The following is a 14,947-nucleotide window of genomic DNA, read 5'->3' as shown; positions in this document are numbered from 1 at the left end:
TCCCCCTCCAAGGATTGAATACCTTACGTATCATGGCATATCACGCACAGACGGTGCCCGGCGGCACCCCGGATCCGGCCACAGCATCGCACGCCTTTGTAGAGTCCCCCCTGCAATTCCTCTCCGTGCTCGAGGCCCGGCTGATCGACGAGGCGCTTATCGTCCACGCCAGGACCCAGGCGGCGGGCATGACGGGCTTTCTGGCGCAGTTCCCCATCGACCGGCTGCCCTCCGGCGTGGTCGTCGAGGCCGAGGCGCCCGGCCAGGACGTCTCACCCGCCCGCCTGCCGCGCACCTCGGGTCGGGTGTTGGTGGGCGATGTGCTTTCCGGGAGCTTCCAGCGCCGGCTGCTGGGATCGCTGCCCGCCGTGCCCCGCGAGCTGGTGATGGTCGACGACGGCCTGGCCACGATCGGAGCCGCGCGCAGCCTGACTCGGCGCCGGCCGGCGCCCCTGGTGCGCTCCCGGCTCGATGCCTCCCCGGCCAGGCGTGCCCTGGGCCTGGCCACCGCGGTAGTGCTGCGCAGGCTCATGCGGGCCGGCCGACTGCGCTGGGTCAGCGCGATGAAGGTCGACAAGCGGCTGGCCCGGGACTTCACGGGTGCAGGCGGCAGGCTGGCACGCCACCGATTCGAATGGGCGCGCGGACTGAACCTGGGCGATGACACATCAGAGGACGCCGCGGAACCGCCGACGGTCATCCTGGGTTCGGCCCTGGCCGCCGACGGACTGATCGACCAGGACGCCTACGCCTCCTGGGTCGCGGACCAGGTCCGAACCGCGGACCAGAGGACTGTGGACCAGAGCACCACTGACCAGAGCACCACTGACCAGACGACCGAGCCCCAGGCGGGCCAGTGCGTCTACTATCCGCACCGGCGTCAGAGCCCTGAGCTCCTGGACCGACTGGCCCACATCCCCGGCCTGACGATCGCAGCCCCCGGCCTGCCCGTGGAGCTGCGGTTGGCCCACTCCCCCAAACACACCCGGGTGTGTTCCCTGCCTTCGACCGCGGTGACCACCCTGCCGCTGGTCATGCGGGCTCCGAGGGTCGAAGTCGATCCGATCCCTGCGGCCTGGTGGACCGGACGCGGGCCCGACTCCACCCGGCGCGAACTCAACGAGCTGACCCACAACCGGCTGCCGGTGAAGAAACCCCGGACGGCGTTGGTGAACATCCTGGCGATCGCCGACAGCGAATCGTATCTGAAGTGGGCCGCACGACTGGTGGACTCCCTGGCCGCGGCGCATCCGGGGATCCGGGTGGAGGTGGTGCTGATGGATACGCCGATCCGTCCCACCGGCACGCAAATCGCCCACGCCGTATCCGGCACCAGGTGGGAGGACCTGGACGTGCGCATCGTGCCCCGGACCAAGCTGCGCGCACTGCTCACGGCGGTGCGCCCCACCGTCGTCCTGGCAGCCGCCACCGGCCCCGTCGCAGCCCAGGTGTTCGCCGTGGCCGCGTCGCTGAAGAACCGGCCGGGGCTGGTCTCCGGCCTGCCCGGCATGGGACTACCCGCGACCCTGCGCGGGCAACGCTACCGACGGCTCGGCGATGTGTTCATCACGCATTCGGCTGCCGAACGCACCGCCTATGATGAGGCGATCAGGCGCACCAGGGCCCGGGCCCGTGCAGTGGTCACGACCCTGCCGATGCTGGGCAGCGCCGGGCGGATCCCACCGGCTGTGACCGACCCCGTGGATACGGTGGTCTTCGCCCCACAGGCCAAGGTGCCACAGCGCTGGGACCAGCGGGCCGCCCTGCTTGAGGCGCTGGCAGCCTGGCAGCGGGCGGGCACCGGGCAGGCGCCTCGGCGGGCGATCCTGAAGGTCCGCAGCCTGCCGGGCGAACAGGAGACGCACGCGGAGCGGCACAGTTATCTGCAGATCCGGCGGGAATTGGTGACCGCGGGTGCGCTCGCCGAAGCCGAGGTCGAGGTGGCCGTGGGGCCTATGTCCGAGTTTCTGCGGCCGGGCTGCGCGCTGGTGACGGTCAGCTCGACTGCGATGCTCGAGGCCCTGGACCGGGGGCTGCCGGGTCTGGTGGTCTCGGATTTCGGGGTGGACCGCGCAATGCTCAACGAGGTCTTCGCCGGGTCCGGGCTGGAGGGCACGCTAGCCGACCTGGCCCGTGGCCGGTTCCAGCACGCCGAGCGCAGCTGGTTGGAGGCGAATTACTTCCAGCCCGCCACTTCACAACTGTGGGACGAGATCGAGGAGCTGGCACAGCAGGCCGCGGCCGGGGAGTTGGAACGGCAGCGCACCGCTATGCTGCACCTGGGCTACCGGCGCCTCCGGGCCGAGGTCCGTAGCGTGATGCCGCGGCAAGTGGTCACCGCGTACCGACGGACGCGTCGTCGTCTACTGGGATGGTTTCCCGGTCCGGATGGGCGGGTTCTTCCTTGAACACCCAGTGCCGGTAGGCGAAAAAGCGGAACACCATGCCCAGGGCGATGCCCACGATGTTCATGGAGATGTTGTAGCTGATGGGGTCGCGCAAGCCCAGGATGTAGACCGTAAACCAGCCGGGGACCAGGACGACGCCCATGCCCACCAGGTTGACGATTGCGAAGCGGACCATGCCGCGGATATTGGATCCGGTCTGCCGTTTGCCGTAGGTCCACAGGCGGTTACCCAGCCAGGACACCGCGACGCTGACGACGGTGGAGATGATCTTGGCCTTGAGCGGGCTGTCGTGCATGAGCGCCGGCATGATCCACAGGCCGAAGACCAACAGATTCGACAGGCCCACGTCCACGATGTAACTGATACCGCCGACGGTCAGAAACTGGAATACCTCAATGGCAAGCTGCTTGGCGCGGGGCGGCATCCAGTTCAGCATGGGCGTGGGATGAACCTAACGACTCGAATCGGGTAAGCGGGACCTAACAGGCCCACTGTACCGCCCCAGGCTGTGTTCTCCGGAAGACTCCGCTGCGATCCGCATCACAGGGCTAGGGCGGTTGTGCGCAGTCGCACTTCAGAACAGACCCGTGATCTGACCCTGTTCGTCGACGTCGATGCTCAGCGCAGCCGGCTGCTTGGACAGGCCCGGCATGGTCATGATGTCCCCGCACACCGCGACGACGAATCCAGCGCCGGCGGCCAGGCGCACATCGCGGACCTCGAGGGTGTGTCCGGTCGGCGCACCCAGCAGGGACGCATCGGTGGAGAACGAGTACTGGGTCTTCGCGATACACACGGGCAGGCCCGCGAACCCGTCGGCGGCGAACAGTGCCAGCTTCTTGGCCACGCGCTTGGGGAAGACGACTTCGCCGGCCCCGTAAATGCGCCGGGCCACCGCGGTGATCTTGTCTTCGAGCTTCTCATCCAGGTCATAGGCGAACCGCGGCTCGCCCGGCTTGAGTCCTTCGTCCTCCGACGCCGAGGCCGACTCCGTCTGCTCGATCGCGGCGACGACTGCGCGGGCCAGGTCCAGGGCACCGGCACCCCCGTTGGCCCAGTGGGTGGCTTCGCATGCGGTGATGCCGCGTTCGGCGAGTTCCGCGATCAGAGCGGCGACTTCCGCGTCTGTGTCGCTGGGGAACCGGTTGATGCTCACTACCGTTGGCAGGCCGTAGACCCCACCCAGGTTCTCCAGGTGCCGCAGCAGATTGGGCAGGCCCGCGCGCATCGCATCGAGGTCCTCCGTCTCCAGGTCCGCTTTCGCGACTCCCCCGTGGTACTTCAGCGCCCGCACTGTCGCCACCACGACCGCGGCGGACGGCCACAGGCCGGCCTGGCGGCATTTGATGTCGAGGAACTTCTCCGCGCCCAGATCCGCGCCGAAACCCGCTTCGGTGACCGCGTATATGCCGTGGGCCAGGGCGGCCCGGGTGGCCAGGACACTGTTGCAGCCATGGGCGATGTTGGCGAAGGGGCCGCCGTGGACGAAGGCCGGCGTGCCCTCGATGCTCTGGACCAGGTTGGGGTCGATCGCGTTCTTCAGCAGGGCGGCCATAGCGCCGGCCACGCCCAGGTCGCCCACCGTCACCGGCAGGTTGGCCCGGGTGCGGGCGACGACGATGCGGGATAGGCGTTCTTTGAGGTCGGCCAGGTCGGCGGCCAGGCAGAACACCGCCATGACCTCGCTGGCGACGACGATGTCGAAGTGGTCCTCGCGTGGGATCCCACCGGTGATCCCACCCATGCCGATCGCAATGTTGCGCAGTGCCCTGTCGTTGAGATCCACGACTCGGCGGATCTCCACGCGGCGCGGATCGATGTCCAGGGTGTTGCCCTGGTGCATATGGTTGTCCAGGACTGCCGCGGCCAGGTTGTTGGCCAGGGCGATGGCGTTGAAGTCCCCGGTGAAGTGGAGGTTGATGTCCTCCATCGGCAGGATCTGCGCATGGCCGCCACCTGCGGCGCCGCCCTTCATACCGAAGACCGGGCCCAGGCTGGGCTCGCGCAGAGCCAGGGTTGCCGGCACCGTCCCCGCTGGGACGTCCCAGGAGTCGACCTGAGCCAGTTGGTTCAGTCCATCGGCCAGGCCGATGCTGGTAGTGGTCTTGCCCTCGCCGGCGGGAGTGGGGCTCATCGCGGTGACCAGGATCAGTTTGCCCTGTCCGCGGTCGTCCCCCGCTTTGAGCACCTTAACCGGAATCTTCGCCTTGTCGTGTCCGAACGGGATGATGTCCTCCGGGGTCAGCCCCACGGAGGCGGCGATGTCTCCGATGGGCTTGAGGACGGCGGCTTGGGCGATCTCAAGGTCAATGCTCATAGGACCATTGTGCCGTACGACCCACTTCACACTCACGCTGCTCAGCGCAAAGCGCGTTCAAACTCCTCAGACCACCGTCCCACCACAGCGTCCGGCATGAACCGATTCGAAGCAATGCCTGCCTGTTCACCCATGCGAATCCTCGCCGAGTCGTCGGAAATCATACGCCGCAACCCAGCCACCAGGCCCAAAACCGAGCCCCGCGGTGTAACGATACCCGAACGGCCATCATCGATTAGAGTACGTATGCCAGGACAGCAGTCGACAGCCACAGTCGGCACGCCTTTACGCGCAGCCTCAACGATGCTGAATGGTAAACCCTCACTATCACTCGACACCACATTAACCGCCGAATTAGCCAAAACATCACCTGGGCTATCAGTGCGGCCCATGAGCCGTACGCACGACTGCAACCCGTACTCGTCTATTCGTGCACGTAACGTTTCACGCTCTGGGCCGTCCCCCCAAAGCTCGACACACCAATCCGGAAATTCACGAGACAATACAGACCACGCGGCTACCAGCCTGTCCAGTCTTTTAATCTCTGCATACCTCGCCAAAGCAACAATGGTCTTTGACGACCTATCAGCAGTACCAAACTGCATACTCACTGGATTAGGAATAGAGGTTACAGCGGGGATTCCGTCCTCTAGAAACAGTCGTGCATCCTCATCGGTAAGTGCAGCGAATTTGTCAGCCTCAGCGAAAGCCTTACGGATGCGCGGAACATATCCTCCAGCCTGAGCTTGCTCATGCGATGCATGGTGTTGACCAAAGACTATAGGTCCCATGCGATCTGCTGGGTGAAATCCAGCATCGACAAGGTTCTCCATCGCCCACACCTGTGCCACAATCACAGCCGTAGAGCGGTCGAAAGCGTCGATGAACGGCCGGGCATTACGTCCAGCAGCAGCCCTGACGCTCAAATACTTGCGCAACTTCTTCTTATATCTTGGGTCATCATTCCCCAAAACATAATTCTCAGATTTTGGCTTACCGGGGTTAGGTTCATCATACATAGTGTGATGCTCAAGACCACCGAAATTACCATGCTGCGAGACACGATCGAACCCCAGCAGCTGCACATCATAGCCAGAGTCTTGAAACGCTTCTCCCATGACCCGCATATATGTACCTACGCCACCAAGCTCACCAACGTTATTCGCAACCAGAACAATTCGTCGGATACCGTTACCAGAAACCATCACTCACCAACCTTTGCAAGCAGGTAATCTACAGCGCGCCTCGATGCCAGACCGTCATCATTACCGCAATACCGTGAGACGAATCTTTCATACGCCTCACCTACTTCCATACCTCCGGCGAGAGACTCTTCTACCGACTCCAGCAGGCTATCAAAAGACTTAACAACTGGTCCAGGAGCTTCATCCTTCAACGAAAAGTAGGTTCCCCTCTCGACGCTCACATATGAATCATAATCATACGCGAAGAATATCATCGGCCTCTTTAAAAGCGCATAATCAAACATTACAGACGAATAATCAGTAATCAACAGATCCGACGCAAGGTAGAGGTCATTAACGTTGACATTGCGCGGTGCAGCCATGACGAACGGCGCCAGGGCCTTCGGTATTGGGAACCGGTCAAGGTAATGAGGGTGAACCACTAAATAGGTGTCGGTGCCCAGCCGGTCAGCCCAGTCCTTAAGACGGAAGACATCTCGCGGGCGTTCCGTCGCCCCACCCCCAAACGACTGTCGAAATGTGGGCGCATATAAGACCACTTTCCTATCCCGAGGTAAGCCTAATTTATCTTTGTATTTTCCTCGGCTATTACCATCCTGAATCAGGATATCATTTCTCGGCGACCCGTTGCTCACCAAATCGCCGTGGTATGAATATCCTTTCACAAAGGTTTCACGAAAGTAGTCGCTTGGACAGATCAACGCATCCCATTCAGCGCCCCGCTCAACTAGTGATTCCCGCATCGGTCTACTGGCGAACTGGAACTCCGGGGAGTCGAGCCCCATCTTTTTTAATGGGGTTCCATGCCAGGTCTGTAGATATACCTGGCCTGCACGTTTGCGGAAAAAATTCGCTAGAGTCTGGTTGTCAATGATAATTTTTGCCGTTGCTGCACGTCGCAAATATTCGGGCGACCACCGACGGACACCAACGAATCCGTGAGGTAGATCCGGCGCAGTCTGACCAGAATACACCCAGTACACAGTGTACTTCGATGATCGCTTCATCAGTTCTTCCGCTACATACCGAGGGCTGTCCCAAGCACTCCGCCCGCTCATCGACTCACAAAGTACTGCGTCGTTATCTATCGGCAGATGGCGCATTACAGAGTATGCATATTCCAGCGAGTAGCGGTCGTTTCGTTTTTGCATACCCTCTTTAAATTGCATTGCACGACTACTAGACTTAGCTACAATACCGTCTAGCTTACCTCTTCTGCCGACAGCCTTAAGAAGTCGTATACCGAGGTGTTTATTTTCTGTAACATACGTTCGATACTTCCGACGCAATGCGTTGGGCACCTTACCGTGCTGCCAGATATTAAACTTGTACTTAGCCAGGCTTTTTGAAAGTCTGAGTGGAGACCTTATCTCGGTTTCTTCAAAGATAAAGTGAATAGAGAAAATCCAACGCTGAGGACGTGATTTAGTGACATAATCCGGGACCACAATTTTTGCTGACCAGTCAACACCGCCGTCCGGCGATTCTTCATAATCATATATTGGGGTCTCGAATGTCTCATGTCCGTCCTTTAGTTTTCCTCGTAATATTGCCCGAGCACCAGTCAAGCAGCCGAGAAGGTCATCCGTGTGCCCTTTTAAGAGCAATGTCTCGCCATCGCTCTTTGCTATCTGTGTAACCACAGTCCGCGGTCTTACAGTCGACCTCGGCATTTCCAGGACGGGGTGGTCAGTAATATCCAGGAGATTAGCCCCGAGAGTTCCTGGAATTATGGTCACTCTATTGGTGCCACCTGGCTGCCAATAAGTACGTCCCTCAACTTCGACCTGACGCCCCGAAAGCATCCCCCGATCTCTGCTGAACAGAATAGCTTGGCGTATACCTTCCAAATCTCGGTTCAAAACCGATCCATAAATCCACCGCGCGAAGACATCGATTAAACCCCAGTCAGCTCGTTCAAAGGTCTCTAGCTTTGGAATAAGGATGTCGCAAAGCCCGTAGAGCCATTCGTCTGTAGAGTCATTGGCCAGGTTAAGGTAGAGCTTCGCGTCATGCCATAAAAACTTGTATTTTGATCTCTCGATGAGTGACTGCTTACCCGACGCCTGCAGTGCAGAGTCAACCATTTGCAGAGCTGAACGGCGGTCAATGACATTCTTCAAGGTGTCATTCTGAGCGGTAATAGATATGCGTTCATCTTCAGGATACACATACCAATAGTAAGTTGTACTGGGTACGATCGTGATCTTGTCGGCTTCGGCATATGCTCTTGCCGTGAATATAAGATCTTCAAAATGGACACCGTTTAGCAACCAATTATCATTGGCGACTGTAAATGCACGCTTATACAGCTTTCCGGCCGCGATTGAATCACTCAGAAGTTCCGGCATCTGCTCAGCATCTATCGCCTCGCGCAACTCGACAAATAGTTGGCTGTACCAAGCGGTGGTTCGGCCCGTCTTGACATGATAGCGTTCGGTCCTGCCTACCACTAAATCCGCGTCAGATGACTCGGCGTACTCGAGCATCGTTTTGCAAGCGTGCAGTTCCAGGACGTCGTCACCATCAAGGAAAGTGAAGTACTTGGAGCGGGACTCCTCAATACCTATATTTCTTGGTTCACCGGGTCCGCCTGAGTTCTTTTTAGTTCTCAGAATCCGTACTCGATTGTCCTTCTCGGCCAGTTCAACAGCTAATCGTAGCGTTTGATCGGTCGAATGGTCATCGACAATCAGGACCTCTAAGTTTCTCAGTGTTTGATTAAGGACCGATTCGACGGCGCGCATAAGATACGGACCGACGTTGTATGCAGCTATTACTACGCTTACTTGCGGAGACGGGGTACGTGCCTCCAGTCTTGACACTCTTTCAAGAAGGGCTTCTTCTTGTTTCGGCGTCATCTGGCCAGACGACTGCGGTTCGGCTCCCAAGATGGCGTTGGCTGCAGACATAGATTTACGTCACTCCTCGGTTACTTCCCAGTGTTTCTATATTCGCAGTCAGTCGGCCCTCAAGCCGTGACACGCGGACGCGTCTTGTTGATATCGGCAGAGAATCGCCTACTGCGGAAGGACGTGGTTGTTAGCGCGGCCTGATGATTCCTGGAATCACTTGCCCAGGTCGTTCTTGATCTGAGTCGTAGAGATCTCTGGTGTGCGGGGCAGGTAGATGACCTCGCACAGGTCCTGCAGATCATCGAACTTGCCTGCCCAGTCGTCACCCATGACGAAGGCGTCGATCTGGTAGTTCTTGATGTCCTCGCGCTTTTGCTCCCAGGTGTTCTCGGGGATCACCAGGTCTACATAGCGGATCGCCTCTAGCATGTGCTTGCGGTCTTCCCAGCTGAAGTACGATTTCTTGCCCTTGCCGGCGTTGAACTCGTCGGTCGACAGGGCCACTACCAGGTAGTCACCCTGCGCTTTGCAACGCTGCAGCAGGCGGATGTGCCCGTAGTGAAGGAGGTCGAACGTCCCGTAGGTGATAACACGGCGCATGGATCAGATCCTTTCAAGCCGGAGCCCAGGCAAGTCGTAGCCCAGGTTCGGCAACAGGTTGACAACTGGGTTAATGGTAGCTGACCGCTTGAGGCAGTACGTACCCGGTAGACTTGAGGGCGAAGTAGTAGGATCCAATCCTTACCCCAACTCTAAGGATGGTCAGGTGCCGAACCCGATCAAGTATGTAGCTAAGCAGGCCATGCGTTCGTCCGCTTGGAAGTTCACCAGCAGGTGGCTTCGCGGACAGCAGGACTACAGGGGCATCGGCGAACGCTTCAGGGGCGACTACATCAACGCGGAAGTCATGGTTTACTTCGGTGACACCGTATCCAAGACCTATCAGTTGGTGCAATGGCTGCCTGTCCTCGAGGAACTGCACAAACAGCACCGTGTGGCCCTTATGTTCCGCCGGCCCAGTGCTGCCGATACGATCGCCGGACTGACGCGGCTGCCCATAGTGTTCAAGCGGCGCTTTCAGCCGATGATGGACTTCATCCATGCTTCCGATTTCAGGTTGGCGATCTATGTCAACAACGGCGTGATGAACTTCCAGCCGTTGGGTTATGCTCCGATGGTCCACGTGCACGTCAACCACGGGGAGAGCGACAAGATCTCTATGGTCTCCAATCAGGCCAAAGCCTATGATCGTGTATTCGTCGCAGGCCAGGCTGCTGTCGACCGACACCATCGCGCACTCTTCGACTTCGACTACGCCAAGCTCGTCCCGGTCGGCAGGCCACAACTGGATATTCCACATACCAGCGATCTGCCGGACAGTGATCTGCGCACCGTCATGTATGCCCCCACTTGGGAGGGTGAGAACGAGGCGAATAACTACACCTCAGTCGACGTCTTCGGACCTCAGATCGTCAAGGCTGTGCTGGAACAACCCGGCGTTCGGATGATCTACAAACCGCATCCCAGAGTGGAGAACAGCAAGTGCGATGCCGTGAGCAACGCCAACGCTCAGATCCTCGCTCTCATCGAACAGGCCAATCGTGCCGGTGGAGAACACCTGGTCGCGATGCAGGGCGACATCCTCGGAATGTTCAACGATGTCAGCTTGATGATCACGGACATTTCCAGCGTCGGACTGGACTTCCTGTACCTGACGCCTGGCACTCCCCTGCTGATCACCGATCGCCGCAACGACCGCGCACAGCTCAACGACGAATCACCCATCACCCGGGCTACGCCAATCATCGACGATGATTCCGTCGCAGATGTCGCCGATATGATCTGCAGGGCACTGGACCATGACGAAGCCAAGTCACAGCGCGAGCGGATGCGCAGCTACTACTTTGGCGACGGTCCGCTAGGGAATTCCATGTCCGCCTTCCTCAGCGCCGTTGACACTCTCATCAGCCAGCGCAACACCGATATCGACACGCACGGGCTGCCGCGTTCGGGCGATGGTGCGGAAGCCGATCAAGGCGATGATACAGACGAAAATTGACTGCCAGCGCCGCTTTTCGCGAACGCAAACGGCGTCTGAACTATCTAGGATTGTGTGATGTTCGTATTTAACGTATCTAGCAAGATCAAGAAGGAGGCTTCGTGTCCCATGGTGTGATCTCGCGGCACAGCCCGCGGGTCGTACGAAAGGCCTCCCGTTCGATCAGGCGCCTGGCCGAACGCACGTTCCTGCGCAAACGGGATACCGAATACGTCGCCGATGGACACATCGACGTTCTCATCAACTTCCCCGATCGCAGAATCAACCTGTACCAGATCAGACAATGGTACGGGCCCTTGGAGTGGCTATCCCAGCACTATTCCGTCGCCATCTTCTGCTACAACCCGATGACTGCCAAAGTCATTCGTGAGGAAACCTCCCTCCGGGTTCTGCTGACTCCCACGTTCTCAGACATCAGTGAAGTGGCAACCAGCATCCGCCCGGATGTCGTCCTCTATCCCAATCAGAATTACCAGAACTATCGCATCCTGGGCTACAACGACGCCGTTCATGCATTCATCTGCCACGGTGAGAGCGACAAGATCTACATGGCATCGAACTGGCTCAAGGGGTTCGACTATTTTCTCATCGCCGGCGAGGCATCCCGCCAGCGCCTGTCGCATCACCTGCTGAACTATGACGTGGACACCCGGACGCTGCCCATTGGCAGGCCTCAGATCGATATTCCAGCAGAACCGTTCATCGACAAGGACCCGAACCGAATTACCGTGCTCTACGCGCCCACGTGGGAAGGCGGACGGACTTCTATGTCCTATGGCTCAGTCCTGAGCCATGGTGAGCAGATCATCGACGCGCTACTGTCGGACAGTCGTTTCCGCATCATCTATCGACCCCACCCTCGCACCGGCGTCAGGTCCGGCGAAGAGCGCCGTGCCAACCGTGATATCAAGCAACGCTTGTACGACATCATCGAGGCGGACCCTGATTCCGGCCACCTGGTCGACACGACTCCCTTCGGCTGGCAACTGGACGTAGCCGACGTCATGATCACAGACATATCGGCCGTTGCCTACGACTGGCTTACCACTGCGAAACCGCTCATCATGACCAGGCCCGTGGAGCCCACGGTACCGGTAGCCGAAGACGGCCTGGTGGGTTCGCTGGATCTTCTGCCGGCCGATCAGGCCAGCAATATCGTGTCTCTAATCGACGAACAACTGACCGATGAGACACAACAGGTCAAACGACAGGAACTCGCCGACTATTACTACGGCGATCGCGCCCCCGGAAAGTCCCTGAACCGGTTCCTGGCTGCGATCACTCACATGGTGGAGCAGTCCCGCACCTGGAAGAGCACACACGCGCCACAAGCCGAAGACTCATTCGCACCGCCCGCCACTCTGGGGAGCACCGCCAGAAACTTCAACACCACGCTGGCCCGGCAATTCCGCCGGGCCCCCCGCAGGGACGCCGCCCGGCAGGCCGTCAATGCCAGCCTCTACCAGCGTCACGCACAGGTCGTGTTCAGTGTCATGGGTAATTTGGAGGAAGCCCTTTACTCCTTCGCTTGGCTGCCCGCCTTGGAACAGCTGGACCTCAAACGTCCCACGGCCGTCGTCTGCGGCGATTTCAAGGTCTATCAGAAGATGCGAGAGACCACTGGCCTACGTGTCTTCTACGTCGCCAATACGGTCAAAGCCGAACAGGTCATGGATTCTCTGGACCCTCTACTGACTCTGCACGCAACGCAGACCCGGCTGACTCTACGGGAGACCACCTACCGGTCGACCCTTCACGCCTACCTTGCCGATTCCGAATCCCAACAGTGGATCAACAATCGCCTACGAGACTTCGATGCACTCATCGTGGGTAGCCCCGAACAGGAGTCGAGGATCCGCACGGAGCTCCGACCACTGGCTGCACAGACGCGGTTGTACCGTCTAGAACCTGACGAAGACCATTCCAGGCAGCTGCACCGCACCATCGCAGAATTAGTCGGCCTTGCCAAAGCCGAACGTGCCAAACGCGAGCAGCGCAGGGCCCACTGACAATCAACGAACGATATCCGGCCGGATCCTTAAGAATAGCCCAGATCGGCGTTCCGTTGACCGATCACAGTTAGCACTGCGTCCTCGAAACGACGCTGCTGGGCACCTGCTGTTGTGTCACCGAAGTACCACTGCGAAACTTCAGTCCACTGACTGACGTTCTCAGAACCGGGTCTGGCTGTAGCCGCATCGGCGATGGCCCCGATCAAGGCCGTCACCTGGTCGGCTCTGAAGCTCGGCACCTGTTCAAGCAGGCCGCCCGGCAAGATCTCTGCCCGTGGATTCGATGGTTTCACCATGAACAAGGGCTTGGTGGTTGGCAACCAGTCATATGCGATTGAAGAGACCTCTGCCACACATACGTCTGCGGCATGGAACTGCCAATCCGCATGAGGTCCTTTGTCCACCATGGACCCCGGCGCTGCTGACAGCAATTCCTCAATATCCCTATCGGCCTTGGCGAAGACCGAACTTATACTTCCTGCGCGCGGGTGCGGTCGATAGAGGACGTCGAGGCCCTGGTTCAGAAGCCGTTTTGCTAATGGAATCCCGTACTCGGGCACACCAGAATAGGCCATGGCACTGGACTCGCCTTCCCACGTCGGTGCGAAGAAGACCACGGGATTCCGGCGCCCAGTCCGCATTTTCGTCCATGCCTCCGGCACGCTGTAGGGTGCGTCCAGTTGTGGCCGCCCTACGTCGATCATCCGTTCCTCGCCGAAGTTAATCAACGTCTTCCGCAACCGGCTACGTGCCGCAGGACCGGCAGTAAAGACATAGTCGTACGCCTTGAGTTGGTTCGAGATCATTGAGATCTTCTCGCTCTCACCATGGCTCAGGTGCACATGCGCCGGACGAGCAAACCGCAGCGACTGGAAGTTCTGTGTGGCTTGGTTCGGGTACAGGACAACACGTAGGCTCGGGCTTCCCAGAAAGAACCCTTCAAGGTCCCCCACCGATTTTCGAAGATATATCGGCAAGTCAGTTAGACCGTGAAGCAGACTGGCGTTGCTAGCAGAACGGACAAGAATAACAACAGGCGCTTCCTCATGCAGTTCCATACGCAAGCGGTCACGCAACTGCTCCAAGGACCAAACCCATTGCTGGGCCTGATAGATGTTGCGAGCTTCACCCGCGAAATAGAACACCACGACGGAATCAGTACCGGTACCGGCGCCCGTCCCCACGGGAAGAGATCGCTCCGCACACGCTTCTACTATTGACCGCCCTATGGCATGTGACCCACGTAGCAATACCCGACGTATACTACTAGCAAGGAATTTGCTCATGACCAATGACTCTACCGATTTTTCCTGTGTGACAGAAGTACCTGGTCTGTATTGATCGTCAGCCCGTCACACACCCCATTTACAATACAGCTCGCCACGAGACCTATCACAGAATCACGACACCGACCGTTCCTACTAGCGACCATTACGGGTCAGCTTCCTTAGGCCCCGCCCTAATTTTGACATCACGTTTTTTTCATTCGCTTCAGAGCTTTTGACATTCAAACTAAGATTATGCCACTTCGTTGAGTAGTATTCCATCTGACATGCTCCATTGATAGACTTTAAGAATCCTTCAGACGGAGATGATACCCGAACCTCAGCCGAAACCGCTTCTTCGCCGGCTCCACTGCGGAGGTCAGCAAAGAAGTCATAAATTGTTGAAGAATCAGTTTTGGGCAAGACATCATCAGGAACTTCCACAATTCTATTGCGATAACTATCCAAAGACGCAGGGACTCGAGCCACGATTCGACCTTCCGATCTATCCTTTATAATCAAATCAATTGAACTAAGGCAATCAGCAATAGAATCAGCAAGTATAAAAACTAGGCTGGTCCTGTCCTTATGACGGACCGGGGCAGCAGAGATTCTCGCATCAGCAAGCCGACTCCACTGAATTAGATCACTTGCGCTGCCAGCCATGGCAAGCTCCACTTGACTGCGCGAAGTTTTATCGGCTCTTCCGGATTGAGGGTGTAGAGAATTATCCGACAGGGGTAGGTGTGTCGTAGGGGGTGTGAAGAAGGCCCCGCGGTGAGAATGGGAATTGTCTAGAAACCGATTCCTCACCACAAGGCCTTCG

Annotated in this window: 10 protein-coding genes; 3 read left to right on the top strand and 7 right to left on the bottom strand. The window is 58.5% G+C overall.

Annotated features, from left to right (window positions below; translation table 11 throughout):
* Window positions 1-32 precede the first annotated feature (32 nt).
* A complete protein-coding gene (locus tag NQ034_RS02895; RefSeq protein ID WP_257046935.1) occupies window positions 33-2,408 on the top strand; it encodes a DUF6716 putative glycosyltransferase in 2,376 nt (791 codons plus the stop codon).
* On the opposite strand, the gene NQ034_RS02890 is transcribed toward NQ034_RS02895, so the two are convergent.
* From NQ034_RS02890 to tagD, 5 genes are all read right to left on the bottom strand, one after another.
* Window positions 2,335-2,844 carry a GtrA family protein gene (locus NQ034_RS02890; RefSeq protein ID WP_257046934.1) on the bottom strand — a complete coding sequence of 170 codons (510 nt, stop codon included), beginning with the start codon at window positions 2,842-2,844 and terminating at the stop codon, window positions 2,335-2,337. The two genes, NQ034_RS02895 and NQ034_RS02890, sit on opposite strands and share 74 nt — an antisense overlap.
* Window positions 2,845-2,982: 138 nt before the next feature.
* Window positions 2,983-4,725, bottom strand: coding sequence for a formate--tetrahydrofolate ligase (locus NQ034_RS02885; protein ID WP_257046933.1), 1,743 nt, complete (start codon window positions 4,723-4,725; stop codon window positions 2,983-2,985).
* A gap of 41 nt (window positions 4,726-4,766) precedes the next feature.
* The gene (locus NQ034_RS02880) at window positions 4,767-5,930 is read right to left on the bottom strand and encodes a glycosyltransferase (protein WP_257047124.1); all 1,164 of its coding nucleotides are present in this window, start codon (window positions 5,928-5,930) and stop codon (window positions 4,767-4,769) included.
* Window positions 5,930-8,842 carry a bifunctional glycosyltransferase/CDP-glycerol:glycerophosphate glycerophosphotransferase gene (locus NQ034_RS02875; RefSeq protein WP_257046931.1) on the bottom strand — a complete coding sequence of 971 codons (2,913 nt, stop codon included), beginning with the start codon at window positions 8,840-8,842 and terminating at the stop codon, window positions 5,930-5,932. Before NQ034_RS02875 ends, NQ034_RS02880 begins: the two co-directional genes overlap by 1 nt.
* A gap of 156 nt (window positions 8,843-8,998) precedes the next feature.
* Window positions 8,999-9,385: a glycerol-3-phosphate cytidylyltransferase gene (gene tagD / locus NQ034_RS02870; RefSeq protein WP_257046930.1), complete on the bottom strand. Its 387-nt coding sequence runs from the start codon at window positions 9,383-9,385 to the stop codon at window positions 8,999-9,001.
* Between the two features lie 166 nt (window positions 9,386-9,551).
* Here tagD and NQ034_RS02865 point away from each other — a divergent pair, with 166 nt between their 5' ends.
* The gene (locus tag NQ034_RS02865) at window positions 9,552-10,844 is read left to right on the top strand and encodes a CDP-glycerol glycerophosphotransferase family protein (protein WP_257046929.1); all 1,293 of its coding nucleotides are present in this window, start codon (window positions 9,552-9,554) and stop codon (window positions 10,842-10,844) included.
* Between the two features lie 101 nt (window positions 10,845-10,945).
* Window positions 10,946-12,853: a CDP-glycerol glycerophosphotransferase family protein gene (locus tag NQ034_RS02860; protein WP_257046928.1), complete on the top strand. Its 1,908-nt coding sequence runs from the start codon at window positions 10,946-10,948 to the stop codon at window positions 12,851-12,853.
* A gap of 29 nt (window positions 12,854-12,882) precedes the next feature.
* On the opposite strand, the gene NQ034_RS02855 is transcribed toward NQ034_RS02860, so the two are convergent.
* Both NQ034_RS02855 and NQ034_RS02850 read right to left on the bottom strand, forming a co-directional pair.
* The gene (locus NQ034_RS02855; RefSeq protein WP_257046927.1) at window positions 12,883-14,004 is read right to left on the bottom strand and encodes a CDP-glycerol glycerophosphotransferase family protein; all 1,122 of its coding nucleotides are present in this window, start codon (window positions 14,002-14,004) and stop codon (window positions 12,883-12,885) included.
* 273 nt (window positions 14,005-14,277) lie between these two features.
* Window positions 14,278-14,787: a hypothetical protein gene (locus tag NQ034_RS02850; RefSeq protein WP_257046926.1), complete on the bottom strand. Its 510-nt coding sequence runs from the start codon at window positions 14,785-14,787 to the stop codon at window positions 14,278-14,280.
* Between the last annotated feature and the right edge of the window lie 160 nt (window positions 14,788-14,947).

The sequence above is a fragment of the Brevibacterium moorei genome (genome assembly GCF_024580735.1).
Lineage (GTDB): Bacteria > Actinomycetota > Actinomycetes > Actinomycetales > Brevibacteriaceae > Brevibacterium > Brevibacterium moorei.
The sequence above is the reverse complement of the archived record's forward strand: the minus strand, read 5'-3'. Positions and strand labels throughout refer to the sequence as shown.